The 17,374-nt window shown below is 47.1% G+C and carries 17 protein-coding genes and 1 tRNA gene; 8 read left to right on the top strand and 10 right to left on the bottom strand.

The genetic code is table 11. The features are described from left to right. Positions 1 to 143 precede the first annotated feature (143 nt). Positions 144 to 377: a SelT/SelW/SelH family (seleno)protein gene (locus Q0537_RS10065; protein WP_255349569.1), complete on the top strand. Its 234-nt coding sequence runs from the start codon at positions 144 to 146 to the stop codon at positions 375 to 377. Between the two features lie 277 nt (positions 378 to 654). Here the strand turns inward: Q0537_RS10065 and efp are convergent, their stop codons facing one another. After that, positions 655 to 1,221, bottom strand: coding sequence for an elongation factor P (gene efp, locus Q0537_RS10060; protein WP_297924216.1), 567 nt, complete (start codon positions 1,219 to 1,221; stop codon positions 655 to 657). An 88-nt stretch (positions 1,222 to 1,309) separates the two neighbouring features. On the opposite strand from efp, the gene Q0537_RS10055 reads away from it, so the two are divergent. Continuing rightward, on the top strand, positions 1,310 to 2,050 hold the full coding sequence (locus Q0537_RS10055; protein ID WP_299227804.1) for a hypothetical protein: 741 nt from the start codon (positions 1,310 to 1,312) through the stop codon (positions 2,048 to 2,050). 227 nt (positions 2,051 to 2,277) lie between these two features. On the opposite strand, the gene Q0537_RS10050 is transcribed toward Q0537_RS10055, so the two are convergent. Then, a complete protein-coding gene (locus Q0537_RS10050; RefSeq protein ID WP_299227801.1) occupies positions 2,278 to 3,114 on the bottom strand; it encodes a DUF234 domain-containing protein in 837 nt (278 codons plus the stop codon). Positions 3,115 to 3,212: 98 nt separating this feature from the next. Here Q0537_RS10050 and Q0537_RS10045 point away from each other — a divergent pair, with 98 nt between their 5' ends. Then, a complete protein-coding gene (locus Q0537_RS10045) occupies positions 3,213 to 4,529 on the top strand; it encodes an aminotransferase class V-fold PLP-dependent enzyme (RefSeq protein WP_299227798.1) in 1,317 nt (438 codons plus the stop codon). 30 nt (positions 4,530 to 4,559) lie between these two features. On the opposite strand, the gene Q0537_RS10040 is transcribed toward Q0537_RS10045, so the two are convergent. The 8 genes from Q0537_RS10040 to Q0537_RS10005 all read right to left on the bottom strand — a co-directional run bounded on the left by Q0537_RS10040 (position 4,560) and on the right by Q0537_RS10005 (position 11,073). Then, positions 4,560 to 4,859, bottom strand: coding sequence for a hypothetical protein (locus Q0537_RS10040; protein ID WP_299227794.1), 300 nt, complete (start codon positions 4,857 to 4,859; stop codon positions 4,560 to 4,562). 266 nt (positions 4,860 to 5,125) lie between these two features. Then, positions 5,126 to 6,949: a phosphoethanolamine transferase gene (locus Q0537_RS10035; RefSeq protein ID WP_299227791.1), complete on the bottom strand. Its 1,824-nt coding sequence runs from the start codon at positions 6,947 to 6,949 to the stop codon at positions 5,126 to 5,128. 22 nt (positions 6,950 to 6,971) lie between these two features. Continuing rightward, positions 6,972 to 7,748 (bottom strand): undecaprenyl-diphosphate phosphatase, encoded by a 777-nt coding sequence (locus Q0537_RS10030; RefSeq protein WP_299227789.1) that lies wholly within the window; start codon positions 7,746 to 7,748, stop codon positions 6,972 to 6,974. Beyond that, entirely contained in the window at positions 7,735 to 8,349 is a 615-nt protein-coding gene (gene thiE, locus Q0537_RS10025; RefSeq protein ID WP_299227787.1) for a thiamine phosphate synthase, read from the bottom strand. Before thiE ends, Q0537_RS10030 begins: the two co-directional genes overlap by 14 nt. Continuing rightward, on the bottom strand, positions 8,342 to 8,878 hold the full coding sequence (locus tag Q0537_RS10020; protein ID WP_299227785.1) for a hypothetical protein: 537 nt from the start codon (positions 8,876 to 8,878) through the stop codon (positions 8,342 to 8,344). The genes thiE and Q0537_RS10020 overlap by 8 nt, the downstream gene beginning before the upstream one ends. Positions 8,879 to 8,937: 59 nt before the next feature. Then, positions 8,938 to 9,678 carry a basic amino acid ABC transporter substrate-binding protein gene (locus Q0537_RS10015; RefSeq protein WP_298961302.1) on the bottom strand — a complete coding sequence of 247 codons (741 nt, stop codon included), beginning with the start codon at positions 9,676 to 9,678 and terminating at the stop codon, positions 8,938 to 8,940. 11 nt (positions 9,679 to 9,689) lie between these two features. Further along, positions 9,690 to 10,418 carry an amino acid ABC transporter ATP-binding protein gene (locus Q0537_RS10010; protein WP_297916355.1) on the bottom strand — a complete coding sequence of 243 codons (729 nt, stop codon included), beginning with the start codon at positions 10,416 to 10,418 and terminating at the stop codon, positions 9,690 to 9,692. Beyond that, on the bottom strand, positions 10,411 to 11,073 hold the full coding sequence (locus Q0537_RS10005; protein ID WP_299227873.1) for an amino acid ABC transporter permease: 663 nt from the start codon (positions 11,071 to 11,073) through the stop codon (positions 10,411 to 10,413). The genes Q0537_RS10010 and Q0537_RS10005 overlap by 8 nt, the downstream gene beginning before the upstream one ends. Positions 11,074 to 11,242: 169 nt before the next feature. On the opposite strand from Q0537_RS10005, the gene putP reads away from it, so the two are divergent. The 5 genes from putP (at position 11,243) to Q0537_RS09980 (ending at position 17,357) form a co-directional block, all read left to right on the top strand. Beyond that, positions 11,243 to 12,751, top strand: a complete 1,509-nt coding sequence (putP, locus tag Q0537_RS10000; RefSeq protein WP_299227782.1) for a sodium/proline symporter PutP — start codon at positions 11,243 to 11,245, stop codon at positions 12,749 to 12,751. After that, positions 12,744 to 14,087, top strand: coding sequence for a DUF2130 domain-containing protein (locus Q0537_RS09995; RefSeq protein ID WP_299227779.1), 1,344 nt, complete (start codon positions 12,744 to 12,746; stop codon positions 14,085 to 14,087). The genes putP and Q0537_RS09995 overlap by 8 nt, the downstream gene beginning before the upstream one ends. Positions 14,088 to 14,930: 843 nt before the next feature. After that, positions 14,931 to 15,464, top strand: a complete 534-nt coding sequence (locus Q0537_RS09990; protein ID WP_366811488.1) for a hypothetical protein — start codon at positions 14,931 to 14,933, stop codon at positions 15,462 to 15,464. 255 nt (positions 15,465 to 15,719) lie between these two features. Next, positions 15,720 to 15,796: transfer RNA gene (locus Q0537_RS09985), tRNA-Ile, on the top strand. A gap of 250 nt (positions 15,797 to 16,046) precedes the next feature. Beyond that, entirely contained in the window at positions 16,047 to 17,357 is a 1,311-nt protein-coding gene (locus Q0537_RS09980; protein ID WP_299227773.1) for a dicarboxylate/amino acid:cation symporter, read from the top strand. Positions 17,358 to 17,374 lie beyond the last annotated feature (17 nt).

Raw genomic sequence — 17,374 nt, 5'->3', positions numbered from 1 at the left:
CGCAGCAGCGAGATTCCAAGCTTTGCAAACGTCGAAATTTCGCTCGTAAATTTTAAATGCTGAGGCGCGCGAAATTTTAGCCTTTATATTAAAATTTAAGCTAGTTCTGCTAGAATGTGGCACTTTTTTAGAAAGGAATAAAGATGAAGGTTGTAATTACTTATTGTAATTCTTGATCTTATAGACCGCAAGCTCTCCGTGTGAGAGATGAAATAACAGGCGTCTATAAGGATGCAGTTGTCGAGTTGGTCCCTGGTGGCAGCGGAGACTTTCTAGTAGAAGTTGACGGCAGAAAGCTTTTCTTCAATAAAGATTTTGCTAAGCCTCGTTTCCCAAGTGAAGGTGAAATTTTAAATCTAATTAAAGTTGCAGCCTAGCTCAAAGCCCGAAAGCGGGTCGCAAGATTTGCTTTCGGGCGTTTTTTATACTCAAATTTCATATCCGTAAATTTAATCGTAAAATCATCCTAAATTTGCCAAATCAGCGCTACGCAAAATTTAGATTAAATGATCTCGCATTTCGGCGAATCCAAAAAGTCATTTTAATTAAAATTTACGCGACGATCGCGGTTTAAATTTTTATCGCTCGGAGTTTATAAATTTTAAAAGAAAGAGGAATTTTTGCGAAATCAAAATTTCGCAAAAACAGGGGGGATTATTTATTTGCGCGCTCGATATACTCGCCGCGGACGGTGTCAACGCGGATGACCTCGCCTTCGAGTACGTGAAATGGTATCTGTACCACGGCGCCGGTCTCAAGCGTGGCGGGCTTTTTGTTGCTGCCCTGCGTATCGCCGCGGAAATTCGGCGCAGTTTCTACGATCTTAAGCTCCACCACCTGCGGCACATCCACGCCGATCGCTTTGCCGTTGTAAAACATTATATTTACCATCATGCCATCTAGCATCCATTTTTTCGCCTCGCCCACATCCTCGTCGCTGATCGCGATTTGCTCGTAGCTAGCCGTATCCATGAACTGACACGCCTCGCCGTCGTCGTAGAGATACTGCATCTCTTTTTCTTCGAGATTCGGCGCCTCGCATTTATCGCCGGCGTGAAAGGTCTTTTCAAGCACCTTGCCATCTATAAAAGATTTTATTTTAACGCGCACGAAAGCAGGTCCTTTTCCCGGTTTTACGTGTTGGTATTCTATGATTTTAAACGGAATTCCGTCCACCTCGATTTTTAGACCTTTTTTTAGATCGCCCATTGAATAAGCCATAAATTTCTCCTTAAATTAATGAGGCGCGATTATAACAAATTTTATTTTAAATTGATATAATTGGCGAAATTTTAAGGGGAGGGAAGCTATGAAAAAACTCATCTACGTTTTGGCTGCATGTGCAGCTTTTGTGCTTGGCGCGAATGCGAACGAAGCGGAGTTCGTAAAAAACCTAAAACAAAGTCTAAATGATAAAAACGCTCAGCTCATCTCGATCGACAAACTAAACTCGCTAAACGGGCTAAATTTGCTGATCGTCCGCTCGGGCGATAAAAAAGAGGCGTTTTTAGCTAGCGACGACGGCAAAAGTCTAGTGGCAGTGACCGAGGAGCCCAAGCTCGCGGATGCGGCAGATGCGGCGCTATTTAAGACGAGAACTCAAATTTTAAAGGACGCCAGGGACGCCGCCGCGCTTGAGCTGCTAAAGAGCATAGATCCCGCGAGATTTGCCTATATCGAGTCGTTTGATAAAAACAACCCCTATATGACCTACATCGTGGGCGATCCGGAGTGCCCGTATTGCGCCGAGGAGATGAAAAGGATCACGAAGCATCTTCGCAATAGCAACGTAAAATTGATCTTTGCGCCGGTGCACGGCAAGAGCGCGTTTATCAAATCGGCGCTGATTTTAAAGCAGCTGAAGGCCCTCTCGCCGAGCGATCAAAAAGGCGCGATCGACGTGATCGAGAAATACTATAACAAGGACGTGCAGGTAAGCGATGCGGACGTCTCAAAAGCTGAGCTTGACGCCGTGTATGCGGATACTAAGACTCTATTTTCCAAAGGCGTGATCAAATCAGTCCCATACGTGATCAAAGTGAAAAAATAGTCTAAATTTGAGGAATTTATAGCGCGAGGCTTGTGTGCGAGCAGCGGGAGTTTGCTCGCGGTAGCGCAAGTCGCGCGCAGCGCAGTCGTCCGCGCGAGCTGAAATTTTATATTGATTGTAACCCGGCAATTCTAAATTTAAAACGATACATCTTCTAAAAGCAAGCCCAAGCGATTTGCTTGGGCTTGTAATTATTGCGCTACCATCGGGCTTTTTTAGCGCGCAATTTAAAGCAAAATTTTAAAATCCTCGAGCGAAAAGAGTAAAATTTTATCGCTTTTTAGGTTATGCAGCTCGCCGCTAAAGCCGCTTTTGGAAAACAGCGCGAGCAGATCAGGCGCGAGGTGCGCTTTTTCGCATTTGAGCATGAGCTCGTTTAGCACGTTTTTTGAAATTTTTCGCTCCTTGTATTTGCACTCGCCCGCGACGCAAAAGCTCTCAAATTTCGCGTAGATGTCGATCTCAACCTCTTTGTTCCAGAAGCTTGAAATTTGCGAAATCTCTAAATTTAGATACTTCGCGAGCAGCTCCTTGCTTAAAATTTCAAACCCGAGCCCCGCGTAGGCGTTGAAATCCGCTTTGATTAGGCTTAGCACGCGTCCTATCTCGCCGCGGCGCAGCGCGGGCAGGTTCGGCTCGATAAATCTAAACCAAAACCTCGCAAAGTTGCTGCTAAAATGGACCTTGTCCGTGATATGGTAGCGTCGCAGCGCGCGCGGGAGGCGGTCGTTTTTGCGCTCTTTTTGAGCCCTTTGCTCGCTTGATTTTTCGGTGATTAAAAACTTCGCGTTTATGAGGTCTGCAGTGATTTTTTGCGCCGTAAATCGCGGCAAGATTTTTGAAATTCCTATTTTTTTGCGGTCGCTTCTAGCGAATTTCATCAGCGCCTTTTTGACCTGCTCTTCGCACTCGCCACCGAATTTAAAGCGCTCGCCGAGATGTTCAAAGCAGAGCAAAATTTCATTTTCGATCGCTTCGAAAACGTCCGCGTAGCCGCTTATACAGCCTATCTCGTCAAATACGAAATGAAACTGCAAAATCGCGTCGATACCAGCATCGCCCAAATTTCGCGCCGTGTCTTTTAACTCGTAAATTTCGCCCTCCTTGCGGGCGTAATTTTAGCGAGTTTGGATATAATTTGCAAAAATTTTGGAGTTGCGCTTTGGATTTTGAAACGATCAAAGAAAATATCATCTTAAAAGAGGGGGTCAAATACTTCGATTTCGCCGCCTCGGGACTCGCGTACTGTCCTATAGAAGCGGAGATCGAGCGCGTGCTTGCAACATATGCCAACGTCCACTCCGCAGGCGGAGCCAACGCCGAGATCACGAGCGATTACTACGAAAACGCAAGAGCCAAAATCAAAGAGCTTCTAGGCTGCGAAGAGCGCTACTACCTGATCTCGTGCGGATTTGGCGCGACTGCGGCGATTAAGAAGCTTTGGGAAATTTTAGGCATCTACCTGCCGCCCGCGACGCGAGATAGGCTCGGTTTGCGGCGCGAGAGCATAAAAGAGCTGCCACTTTTCATTATCTCGCCTTTTGAGCATCACTCCGTTGAAATTAGCCTAAGACAGGGGCTTTGCGAGGTTGTACGCGTGCCGCTGGATCCAAGCGGGCTGATGGACTTTGCGCGGCTGGGCGAAATTTTATCCGCAAACAAAGGGCGCGAAATTTACGGTGTACTTACCGCAGCATCGAACGTGACGGGGCTAAAGCTTGATTACAAGCGCGCTTACTTGATGCTAAAAGCGCACGGCGGGCGGCTGTTCGTGGACGCCAGCGCGCTCATCGCGCACGAAAACGTAGATCTCGGCTTTTGCGACGGCATGTTTTTCGGCGCGCACAAGCTCTTGGGCGGAGTGGGCGCCAGCGGGATTTTGGCGGTGCGAAAGGAGCTTTTGCGCGGCGAGGAGCCGACGTTCGCGGGAGGCGGCACGATCAAATACGCAGATGCCCTAACGCAGCGCTTTATAATCGACAAGGAGCGCTTGGAGGAAGCAGGCACGCCCGGTATCATCGCGCTGGTGAGGACCTATCTTGCTCTAAAGCTTCGCAAAAGCGCGGGGCTAGAGGCGATCAAGTCGCGCGAAGAGGCGATTTGCAAGCACTTCATAAGCGAAATTTCAAAAATCTCCGAGATTGAAATTTACGGTAATCTCACCGCGCCGCGCGTACCGATCTTTGCTTTTAATATGCAAGGGCTCGGCGCAGACGCGCTAGCCGGGGTGCTCGGGCAGAAATTTGAGATCCAGACTCGCGCAGGCTGCGACTGTGCTGCGCCATACGGCTTTGATCTGCTCGGCTTGCAACCCGATACCGAAATGTCCCGCAAACCCGCTTGGGTGCGGGCTAGCTTCTCGTTCATCCACGACGAAAGCGACGTGGATTTCTTAGCAGAGGCGCTAAGACAGATCGCTCAGATCCGCGATAAAATCACCTTCGTAGCGGGCAAATACCGCTGCGGCAGCGTAAATTGAGCTCGCGAAATTTTATAACAAGAGCCGCTTTTAAATTTCGCGGCGCGGGATTTTGCGACATAAAATTTTGTCGGGAAATTTCGCAACGTAAAATTTTATGGCTTGGAATTTTAAAGCGTAGAATTTTATGCACGGCTCGGGCGGCAGATACTCCGTATCGATTGGAACGCGAAATTCTTCGGCATAAAATTTCGCGGCTTGGAATTTTGAAATTTTAAATTGAGAGCTGAATTCTAGCGATAAATTTTGTGCTGCGGAGTTTTGTGCCGTGAAATTTGAGCGGTAGAATTCCGTACCGCATGGGTAAATCTCGGCGCAGCTAAATTTCAAAATTTAGCTATTCAAATAAGCTTCGCAAATTTTGTATTTCGCGAACGCATGGAAAATTCTGCGCCGTAAAATTTGAAATTCCGCAAAACCGAATTTTACTCGGCAGACTTCCGCGGCGAGAAATTTTACTGCAGAGCCCGTGGCGGCGTAAATTGACGCGCCCGCGCCCGTCCGAAAGCTAAATTAAGGCGCGAGCGCTTGCGATAAGAGCGCAAATTTTAAGAAGCGAAATCTGCACCGCTAAAAGGCGCAAAATTTCACCGAATTTACTCGCCGAATTCCTTCTGCAGCTTATAAACCTTATCGTAATCGACCCCCTCGATGATGCGCGGACGCGAGGCGTTGAAATCCGCGTTTATCACCGAGCGAGCGGGATCGTACTCCGGTAGATCGGTCATCTCTAAAATTTCTGCGATCGCGTGGATGAGATCGTCGTTTAAAAACGGCCTGTCTTTGGCTGCCGCGATGCGCGCCCAAAGATCAGCGTTTTGCTCTTTAAATTTATCCGACGCCATGAAAATCAGCGGGATTTCGAGCGTGAAGCGGTTGATGCCGCCGTGGATCAGCTTGCCGCGGTATTGATAAAGGCTCTGGGCGTGGTCGCTGAAATAGACTATCAGCGTGTTGTCGCTTGCGAAAATTTTATAAATTTCGCTTACTATAAAATCGTTGTAAGCCACGGTGTTTAGGTAGTGCGCGAGCTCTTTTTTCTGCCCCTCATCAAGCGGCTCACGCGAGATGTCCGCGGCGCTAAATTTAGCAAAGTTTTTCGGATAGCGAAACTCGTAGCTCGGGTGCGAGCCCATCAGATGAAGGATGAAAAATTTATCCTTTTTCTGCGTGCCGCCCGCCTCTGCGGCGGAGCTTTCGTCCTTGCGCGCAAGGGGCGATATTTTCGCGCCGGATTTGAAATTTTTTATACTCGGAAGCATAACTTCGTCGAGCGAGTAGGCGTATTTGTAAACCGGGATCTGGTTCGTAAAGTCCGAGTGATCCGTCATCTGCGCGCTCGCGCCGCTTGCGACCGCCCACTGCCCGTAGCGCTCCTGGTTACTGATCCAAAAGGTCTCGTAGTTTGCGAGCCGCGCGAGATTTACGATGTCGAGGTTGGCGTTCCACGGGCGCTGCTTTTCGCTCTCGTAATTTCCAAAATTTAGCACGTATTTTAACACATCGTTGGTCTTGGCTCCAGGCGAGACGACATCGCTAAAGGCGATTAAATTTCCGCTTTGCTCAAGCGCTTGCAGATTCGGTGTGGTGGGCAGATAGTAGCCGTATAGGCTCATAAAATTTCGCTGCAGGCTCTCTCCAATAATAAAAACGACGTTTGAGATGCGGTTTGGCGCGGTTTTGTGCGAGTGCGAGGCGTAAATGCTTTGGTATCCGGCTTGCAGCTCGCGCACGCTTTTAAAATCGGCGCCGAAATAATCCTTCGTAACGAAAGCAAAGTTATAAATCGGAATTTTATTTAGCGCGATTATGATGCTGGCGCGCATTTTCGAGCTTTTGGCTACGTAGCTTTTAAACGCCGCATGCGCAATAAAAACAAGCAAGCTAAGCAAAAAGATTAGCTTTATCGCGCGACATAGCTTCATTCGCGCTCGCTGGCTCACTCTAAGCCTAAGAGCGGCGAAGACGAAGATCAAAAGCGCCAAAAAGGCCGCGATAAGCTTAAAATTTAAAAACGCATGCGCGAACTCGAAGGCCTCCTTGGGCGTCGTTTGCACTAGCGCGTCCAGCGTGCCGTGCGAGTAGGTAAGCTCCAGGCTAAAGATCAAAAAAATCTGAGCGATCGCAAAGACCACGTTTAGCGCCAGAAGCATAAAGGCTAGAATTTTATATAGCCTGGCGCTGTAAAAACTAAGCGCGTAAAGCGCGAAAAAAAGTATCGTCACGCCGCAGATCGCAGACGCTACGAAAAACAGCGCCTGCGCAGAGAGCAGCTCGCCGCCGCGCGCGATAAGAAGCAACCCTAGGGCTAAATTTAATACTAAAACTAGCGCGTATGTGTTTAGCACCGCACCATCAAATACCGATAGAAGGCTGAATCTGTCTTTTAAAAATGCGCCGATATTTTTTACAAGGCTCATGAAATTCCTTTGATGATTGCGTTTAAAAAACGAAGATGAAAAAGATGGCGCCGATTAAAATTCTATAAATTCCAAATGGGATGAAATCAAACTTCGAAACGAAGCTTAGAAATAGCTTGATCGCCGCAAGTGCCACTATAAACGCCACTACGCCGCCTATGAGAAAGGTCGTGATATTGTCGGAGTTTTGCGCGAAGGTGTCTAAATTTTTATAGGTATCGTAAAAAGTCGCCGCAAACATCGTAGGGATCGCGAGTAGGAAGCTAAAGCGCGCGGCTAGGTTTCTGCTTAGCCCGCACAAAAGCCCTGCGATGATGGTGGCGCCGCTGCGCGAAGTGCCCGGCACCATCGCAAAACATTGCGAAAGCCCGATGATGAAGGCCTGCACGTATGAAATTTGATCCAGATGCTCCAGCTCGCCTTCTCTCGGGCGCGCCTTGCGAAAGAGCTCGACCGCGATAAAAATAATGCCCCAACCGATCAGCGCGTAGGCGACGGTCTGCGGCACAAATAGCGATTTGATGCTTTTATAGAGCAAAAATCCGATCGCGGCTGTAGGGATGAAGCCTACGACGAGCTTACACCAGAGCTTAAAATCGACTAAAAGCCGCTTATAAAATATCGCAACGACCGCTAGGATCGAGCCTAGCTGGATAACGACTTCGAAGCATTTAAGCGTATCGGTCTGCTGCAAGCCCATCAGTTTCGCAGCTAGGATCATGTGCCCGGTCGAGCTTACGGGCAGAAATTCCGTCAGCCCTTCGACGATGCCTAAAATCACGGCGTCAAATATATTCATCCATTTTTTCCTTTAAATTTGTTAAATTCTGAGTGATCGAAGCGGGCCTGTAGATCGCCTCTACCATTGCGATATAATCAGGCTTTAGGGCTAAAATTTCATTTAAATTTTCTAAATTTATACCTCCGATTACGGCGATTGGAAGGTTTAAAGATTTTCGCGCCTCTTGCACGAGCGCATCGGGGCAAAGCGGCGCATTAGGCTTTGTCTTGCCGCGCCTTAGCGAGCCGAAGGCTACATAGCTAGCACCCTGTGCCTCGGCCTTTTGCGCGCGAGCAAGATCAGCATAGCAACTAACGCCGACTATCTCATCCGCGCCTAAAAACTCGCGCACCTGCGCCGTCTCGCCGTCACCTTTGCCGATATGCACGCCGTGTGCGCCAAGCTTTTTGGCAAGCGCCGCATCGTCGTTGATGATGAGTTTGGCGCCGTAATCCTCGCAAAGACCGATGAGAGAGCGGATTAAAGCTTCATCCCTCACGGCGAGCTTGCTGCGGTACTGCACGAGCTTTACGCCGCAGCGTAAAATTTCATCTATCTGCGAAAAGATAGTTTGCGGCGGCGTTAAAGCATCGTCGCTAAGCGCGTAAATTTCACTCATCTATCTTTTTCGGCATCGGCACGCCGTTTAGAATGCAGTTAGTAACATCCCAAAATTTTGCGCTATACATTCCGCGTTTAGCCTCTTTGGCTTCCTCAGCGGCTTTTAAAAGAAGTTCGCTATCGTCGGTTATCGGTACGGCAAATCCCGCCGCCACTAGGTCCAATCGCAGATTGCTTTTAGGATCGCTTGCATCGCAGACATAGGCGTCATTGCCGCGATCGATTAAATTTACGTAGTAGCGCTTGCCAGGTTTTATCACGGACTCAAGAGCTTTTTTATATTCTTTGTCGAATTTCCTTAGCTCTTTGGCGTCCGTTATGCACCTAGAAGCGCCCGCGGCGATTATGTTTAAATTTTTTAAGTCGCATGGAAAGAAGCGATCTTTTTGAGCCTTTCTGAAAGTAAAAACGAAGCTTCTGCCGTCATTGCCAAGACCTGCAAACGCAGCGATGCCGTATCTGTCTTTTTGCTCCGCAAAGCTCTGCGTGCAGAGCAAAATCGCAAGTGTCAAAAATATCTTTTTCATAGGATTCCTCTTAGACGGCGCAAATTCTATGAGAGGAATTTGCGCCTAAATTTTGCGAATTATTTTAAATTATACTTTTCCAAAAGCTTTTCGTAGCTTCCGTCCTTTTTCATCTCCTCAAGCGCCGCGTTAAATTTAGCGAGCAGCTCGGGATACTTGCCCTTATCGAATGCGATCGAAAAACCTTCGCTGCCGTCGGATTCTTTAAAAAATGCGGTTAGATCGTCGTTTTTCTTAAGATATTCGTAGCCTACGGATGAATCCACGCAAAGCGCGTCGATCTTTTTGTTTTTAAGCGACATGACGGCTACAAAAACGTTTTCCGTAGCGCTAACCTCGGCACCTTTGATATCTCTGATCGCAAGCTCTTGAATGGTACCTAGCTGCGCGGCAAGACGCTTACCCTGTAGATCCGCCTTAGAATTTAACGAGCTATCATCCTTGCGCTTGACATATAAATTTTCGACTTTATAGTAAGGAGCTGTGAAATCGATAGCCTTTTTACGAGCCGGTGTCGCGCTCATTCCCGAGGCGATCATATCGATTTTGCCGCTTTTAATCGCAGGGATCAGCCCGTCAAAGCTCATATTTAAAATTTCGTATTTCACCCCCGCGCGCTTGGCAAGCTCGGCTACCAGATCCATATCAAAGCCGGTGACTTTGGAGTTTTCATCCACGAACTCAAACGGCGGATACTCGGCATTCGTGCCTACGATGAGCGTATCTTTGGTGATGTCCTTAGCGACCAGCGAGCCGCAAAGCAAAGCGCCCGCAACTAGAAATCTAATAAATTTTTTCATTTCCCTCTCCTTTAGTGGTTTAAAATTTTATTTAAAAATTCTTTCAATCTCGGATTTTGCGGATTTTCAAATACGTTTTTAGGCGTATCGTCCACAGCGATCTTACCGCCCTCCATAAAAAAAATCCTATTTGCGACATTGCGTGCAAAGCCCATCTCATGAGTTACCACAAGCATCGTAATGCCCTCTTTGGCGACCTCTTTCATTATACCTAACACCTCGCCTATCATCTCGGGATCTAGTGCCGAGGTAGGCTCGTCGAATAAAATCACGTCCGGATTTACCGCCAAACTTCTAGCGATTGCGATGCGTTGCTTTTGCCCACCGCTAAGCTTGTGCGGATAAGTATAGGCCTTATCGCTAAGACCGACCTTTTGCAGCAGCTCCTCTGCTTTTGCGTAGGCTTGTTCTTTAGTATAGATACCCGCTTTTATGGGCGCTAGAGTTAAATTTTCCAGCACATTTTTATTTGCAAAGAGGTTGAAATGCTGAAACACCATACTAACTTTGCGGCGAATTTTATTAATATCGGTGTGCTTATCTGTAATATCCTCGCCGTCTATTTTAATAGTGCCGCCGCTTGGAATTTCAAGCAGATTTAAGCAGCGCAAAAAGGTTGATTTACCGCCGCCGCTTGGACCGATAATAGCTACGATATCGCCTTTATTTATGGTCTTTGAAATTCCTTTTAACACCGATAAATTGCCGTAGGATTTGGTTAAATTTGATATTTCAATCATTGCGGTTTAACCTACTTTCTAGCATTTTTACTAAAAACGAGAAAAATTTCACGCTTGCGTAGTAAAGCACTGCGGCAAAAAGTATCGGCTGGACGGTATAAAGCGCAGCCTGCATGCTTTTTGAAAAAAACGTAAGATCGGTAATTGCTACGAGGCCCACGACCGAGGTTTCTTTAAAAAGGCTTATAAACTCATTCGCAAGCGCGGGCAAAATGTTTTTTATCGCTTGCGGAAAGACGATCTCTTTCATCGCCGTGCCGTAGCCTAGACCCATCGCGCGCGCAGCTTCCATCTGGCCGCGATCGACGCTGTTTATGCCGCTGCGCACGATCTCTGCGACGTAGGCTGAGCTATTAAGCCCCAGCGCAAAGATCGCAGCTGCGATATTATTGCTCCACATAGCAAAGATAATAAACACGAACACCATCAGCTGGATAACGATTGGAGTTCCGCGGATGATATCTACGTATTCGTCGATAATGAAGCTTAAAAATTTATTGTTTAGAAATTTTAAAAATGCCAGCATAAATCCTAATGCGATACCGATCACAATGCCGCCGGAGGTCAAAATAAGAGTAATGCCATAGCTTTTGGCGTATGAAATTTTTTGCGCTTCGCTCAGTTCGGGATAGGTGAAATAAAGCCCCACGGCGATTACAGTCAAAACAAATACGACCTTTAAAATTTTCTCGTTCAACCAAGGCGCCTTTTTCTTAAAATTTAAACGGCAAGAATACTAAAATTTCGTTAAAATCTGGCTAAATTCCGAAAGTAAAATTTTATTTGAAATAGAGTAAAATTAGCTTTTTTAAAAGGAGGCAACGATGAGCTTTTGGACCTATTGCGCAATCGCGATATATTTCGGCGCGCTTATTTTTATAGGTAGGTATTATTATGACAAGAATGCGAGTTTAAGCGAGTATCTGCTCGATAACCGCCGCCTGGGCCCATTCGTAACGGCGCTTAGCGCAGGTGCTAGCGATATGAGCGGCTGGATGCTTTTGGGAGTGCCGGGTGCGATGTTTGCGACGGGGATTTGCAATATCTGGATCGCCCTAGGACTTTGCGTGGGCGCGTGGTGCAATTATAAATTTCTTGCTAAAAGGCTTAGAATTTACACCGAGGTAGCAAGCGACAGCGTCACGATCCCAGATTTTTTAGAAAACCGCTTCAAAGACCATACCAAGACGCTTCGCATCATCTCGGGGCTTTTGATCATCATATTTTTTACGCTCTATGTTAGCAGTGGCATCATCGCAGGCGGCAAGACCTTTGAGAGCTTTTTCGGGCTAAATTTCACCTACGGCGCGATCGCTACGATCTTAATCGTCGTGTTTTATACCTTTTTCGGCGGATTTAAGGCCGTCGCGATCACGGATGCGTTTCAAGGGGCGCTGATGTTTGCGGTGCTTATTTTGATCCCTCTGTTTTCTTACCGCGCGCTGCAGATCCCTGCGGACAGCTCCTTTTTTGCGCAGGTGCGGCTATACGGCGCGAGCCACTTAGATCTATTTTACAATCAAAGCTTCTTGGGCGTTTTAGGCCTGCTTGCTTGGGGGCTCGGATACTTCGGGCAGCCGCACATCATCGTGCGCTTTATGGCGATTAGAAGCTCGCGCGAGCTTGATAGCGCGCGCCGCATCGGGATTTCGTGGATGGTGCTAGGTCTTGCGGGCGCGATGCTTAGCGGTCTGATCGGCTTTGTGTATTTTTCGCAAAAAGGTCTTAGCATAGACGATCCCGAAAAAATTTTCCTAGAGCTCGGTAAAATTTTCTTTCATCCATTTATCCTGGGCGTGATAATCTCTGCGGTACTGGCGGCGATTATGAGCACCATCTCAAGCCAGCTTTTGGTAAGCGCGAGCGCCGTTACGAAAGATTTTATCTTCGCGTTTTATAAAAAAGAGGTGAGCGAGCGCACGCAGACGCTAAGCAGCCGTATCGCCGTAGTGATCATCGCCGCGCTCGCCGCGATCTTGGCGTTTGGCTCAAACGATACGGTGTTAAACGTCGTGGGCAACGCCTGGGCGGGATTTGGCGCGAGCTTTGGCGCGGTGCTGCTTTTCAGCCTGTATTCTAAAAAGATGAGCGCGCTCTCGGCTTTGGTGGGTATGCTCGTAGGCGGTATCACGGTCATTTGCTGGATTTTATCGGGGCTTTCGGCCCTCGTTTACGAGCTGCTGCCGGGCTTTTGCTTTTCGGCGCTTGCGATACTGCTCGTAAATCGCTACAACTCCGTGCTCGATAAGATGGCGGACGAGCCCAATGCCGCGCAAATTTCGCAGGAATTTGAAAAGATGAAAGAGCAGAGTTTGGGAAGTAAAAATGGCTAACGTAAAGTGCCCGCACTGCGGCTCTTTGATCGATATAGACGAGGCGCTGCAGCGCGATATCAAAGCTAAATTTGAAGATGAAATTTTACAGCAGAAGCGAAAGTGGCAGCAGCAGCAAAACGAAGCCACGCTTAAATTTGAAGCCGAGATCGCCGCTAAGCGCGAGGAGTACGCGAAGCATCTGGCGCAACTGCAAGCGAAGGAAAACGCATTCGAGCAGCGCGTAAAAGCGGCGACCGATTCCGCGCTAAACAGCGAGCGGGAGAAAATTTTAGCGCTCGCAAAATCTCAGATCGAGAGCGAAAACGCGGCGAAATTTGAAATTTTACAAAAGGAGCTGCAAGAAAAATCGCAAAGAATTTCGGAGCTAAATTTAATAAAGGCCGAAATGGAGGCGCAAAAGCGTAAATTTAGCGAGCTTGAAGCCGAGAATAAAGCCAAATCCGAGATCGAGCTAACCAACCGCGTAAACCAAGAGCGTGAGCGGCTTTCGAAGCAAATTTCACAGGAAAACGAGCTGAAATTCCGCCAAAAAGATGAGCAGATCCAAAGTCTAATCGGCCAAATAAACGAGCTCAAGCGCCGCTCGGAGGTGGGCTCGCAGCAGCTTCAGGGCGAGGTGCAGGAGCTTGCGCTACAGGAGTATCTGCGGCTAAGCTTTCCTTTGGACGAGATAGATGAGGTCAAAAAGGGCGCGCGCGGCGCAGACTGCGTGCAGATGGTGCATACGAGGGAGTTTGCGGGCTGCGGTAAAATTTTATACGAGAGCAAGCGCACGAAAAGCTTCGAGCCCAAATGGATCGACAAACTCAAAGACGATATGATAGGCGAGGGCGCGCAGATCGGCGTTATCGTCACCGAGCAGATGCCGCCTCACAGCCCTAGGCTGCACCAAGCGCCGAGCGATCCTAGCATCTGGATCTGCTCGTTTGAGGAATTTAAGGGGCTTTGCGCCGTCTTGCGCGAACACGTCGTGGCGCTTGCGTTTGCCAAAAGATCGGGTCAAAATCAAGACAGCAAAACGGCGATGCTCTACGACTATCTGACCTCGCCCGAGTTTGCAAACCAGATAAAGACGATCGTCTCGGCATTCGTCGGCATGCAAGAGAGCCTAAATAAGGAGCGCAACGCGATGGAGCGCATCTGGAAACAGCGTGAAAAACAGATCGCGCGTGCGCGAGACGGAGCGATCGCGATGCACGCAAGCATCAGAAGCATCGCCGGAAGCGGCGTAACGCGGTTGGAGGATGTCGATGAAATTTTAAGCCTCGAGGCGATCGCGGCAGAGGGCGAAGCGAGCGCGCTTCAAGACCAAGACGGCGACGAGACGCCATAGCGGCGTGCGGACAGATCGCCGTTCTAGCGAGAGCGCGAGGCGAGCTTGCGTCATGAGGCTGAAATTTTGTAAAGTAACGCGATATTTGTCCGCGGACAAGCGGTGCTAGAATTTCAAGGAGTAATTGTTGTATGCTTTTGGGTTTGCGAGGTTGGAATTTTACTTGCGAATTTTATCTTGGCAGAAATATGCCGCACTGTGTAGAGTGGAAATTTCACATGTAAAATTTTAAATTCATAATTTAAGGAAGCGCTTCACGTCGAGAAAATTTGATTTGGAATTTCTGTTTTGTGTCCTTATCGGGAAGATTTTGCGCTAAAAGCCATAGCAAAATTTTAAGAATTCGCTTCGCCGTACCGTAAAAATTTTAAAATTTTGATCTGTAAATTTCATAAAAATTTATGAAATTTTTTAAATTTCTGCGTCGAAATTTTAGAATTTCTAATATTTTTTAAAATAAATTTAAATTTTTTAAACCCCTTGCCGCAGTTATTTGCATGCTAAAATTTTATCGATGAAAAGCGTTTGTTGCCAATCGTTAAACCCCATCCCTTATCATTCCGTAGTTGTTTTGCGCGTGGGAGATTTTGCGCGCACAAGACTCGTTTTGTGCGACATAGCGTGCAGGTCGCATCAAATACGCCGCAAAAGCAATGGTAGGCTGTGCAACGTCTGTAACGGGCGGCTTGCTTGATTTACATAATTTATAAAGAGGTAAAATATGCGTATTTTAGGCAACATTATTTGGTTTTTTTAGGCGGTTGGATCTTGGCTATTTTAACTTATTTGTCGGGTTCAATCCTTAACCGTTTTAGTCGGACCGCTCCCGCGGGATTGGGTCTTATGGAATACGGCAAATTTCTATTTTTGCCCTTTACTAGCGATATGACGCGCAAAAATAAAAGCTCTCTTGCCGTCGCCGCATTGCCGCTACAAAACTGCGAATATGACGTAGCGCCCCAAAAAGTGTCCGTATCGAAGGTAATAGCTATAGTATGCATCGTAGCGATCGCTTTACCTGCAGTAGCGATTGCGGAACCGGGGCTGACTACTAGAGATGATGCGGAGATCTCTAAGTTGGCGACAAATTTAATTACCGTTAAATACGATCTAGACGCTTATTATATCTCCCAAGGCAAATTCGCATCCGATTTTTCGGTTATGACGAATGTTCCGCTAGAGCCCAACGGAGCGAATTCCGCATATCTTAAAAGCACAAAGGGAGATAAATGCTTCCTAATCAACGTGGACGGCGAAAATAAAACGATCACCATCGCAAAAGGTCCCGATGCCGAAAATAATATCTGCCGGGGAGCGTATGAATTACCGGGCGTCCCTAAAATGCTATCGGAGCCTATTCAAGTAAAAAGCTATTAATTTACGCGATTTGCGAGCGGATTAGATTTATCGCGGCGGATTTAAGAGCTGGAATTTATATAAATTTTGTCTTAAATTTACGCCGCCTTGTGCGCACGAAAGTGATCTGATCGGAAATCAGATAAAGTTGTGTGCTTTGGTGTGAAATTTAGCCACGATTTGAGCGGGCCTAAGTTACATAAAATTCTGCGGTTAGAATTTTAACGCCGTTTTAAGATTATTTTTGTAAAATCACATTTCTTTTTTACCGCTGGCGGGCTCATAGCTCAGTTGGTTAGAGCATCCGGCTCATAACCGGATGGTCCTAGGTTCAAGTCCTAGTGAGCCCACCACCACAAAATTTTTTGCTTTTCACTACATCAAAATCCGCAAAATTCTATAAATTTCATGCGTCGTTTTTCCTTTGAAATTCCGCTTCATAACTTCAAAAGACAAAGCTTGCCGCATAATTTCAGCTTTAAAATTTAGTTAAGCTCGCGATTGAATTTTCAAATTTAACTTTCATTTGGCGACCGATTAAATTTTATTTTATGGCAAGTTGCAGTAGAATTCCGTTAAAATTCTTAGTGCAGGGAGATGTCCATGTCAGAAAATCAAACGAAAAAAGGCGGAATTTTAGCCTTTTATTTTAACTCAAGCTTGCTTTGGCGCATCATTATCGCTTTAGTGTTGGGCTCTGCGATTGGTATGTTACTACCTAAAAATATGCCGGTGGGTGATACCACGTGGGTGGCGATTTTAACGCCTTTGGGAGATCTTTTCGTGCGGCTTTTAAAGATGATTATGGTGCCGATCATTATCTGTTCGCTCATCGTGGGCACTAGCAGTATCTCGCCCGCGCACCTGGGCAAAGTAGGCGTTAAGGCGATCATATTTTACGCTATAACTACGCTTTTTGCGATCGTCATCGGCCTAGCGTGTGCGTTTGTATTTTCTCCAGGTAGCGGGCTTGATCTAAGCGATGCGTCCAAGGCTGTCGAAAAGGCAGCGAACGCGCCTAGTATGAGTAAAATTTTGCTTAATATAATTCCTACGAATCCTTTTGATTCCATAGCCAAGGGCGAAATTTTGCCGATCATCGCGTTTTGCTTATTTCTTGGCGTAGGGCTTGCGTTTTGCCGCGACAGTAGTGATGCTCGTATTAAAAATTCCGCTGATACGGTTTATAATTTTTTCGATGGAATGAGCGAAATTATGTTTAAGGTCGTGCATTGGGTGATGCAATACGCACCAATTGGCGTTTTTGCGCTAATGTTTGTAGTGTTTAATAAAAGCGGTATCGAGGCTTTTAGCTCGCTACTAAACGTCACGATTACCCTATACGTGGGACTTGCTATTCAAGTATTTGTGGTTTATTGCGTTATTTGTATGCTTATCGGAGTTAGCCCGATTAAATTCCTTAAAAAAGTGCGCCCGCCGATGCTTACGGCTTTTGTTACCCGCAGCTCCAACGGCACGCTTCCGATTACGATGCAAACCGCCGAAGATATGGGAATTCCAAAGGCGATCTACGGCTTTGTTTTGCCTGTGGGCGCTACGGTGAATATGAACGGCACGACCGTGTATTTGGGCGTGTGCACGCTCTTTATCGCTAATGCTTGCGGTATCGATCTAAACAGCAGCCACTATCTCACGATCATCATCACTTCGATGCTTGCTGCGATCGGAACTGCCGGAGTTCCGGGAGCTGGTGCGCTGATGCTGCTTTTAGTGCTCGAATCTATCGGCGTCAAGGTAAGCGGTAATGTAGCGATCGCTTACGGAATGATTTTGGGCATTGACGCGATTTTGGATATGGGGCGAACCTCGATGAACGTAACGGGCGATGTTGTCGCGTCGATCTACGTCGCAAAGAGCGAAAACGAAATGGATATGAGTAAGTGGGAGAATTAACCCAAGTAAAATTTAGA

Origin of the sequence: uncultured Campylobacter sp., assembly GCF_938017775.1 — a bacterium.
GTDB lineage: Bacteria > Campylobacterota > Campylobacteria > Campylobacterales > Campylobacteraceae > Campylobacter_B.
Note: the sequence above shows the minus strand (reverse complement) of the source record. Positions and strands in the feature narration are given on the sequence as shown.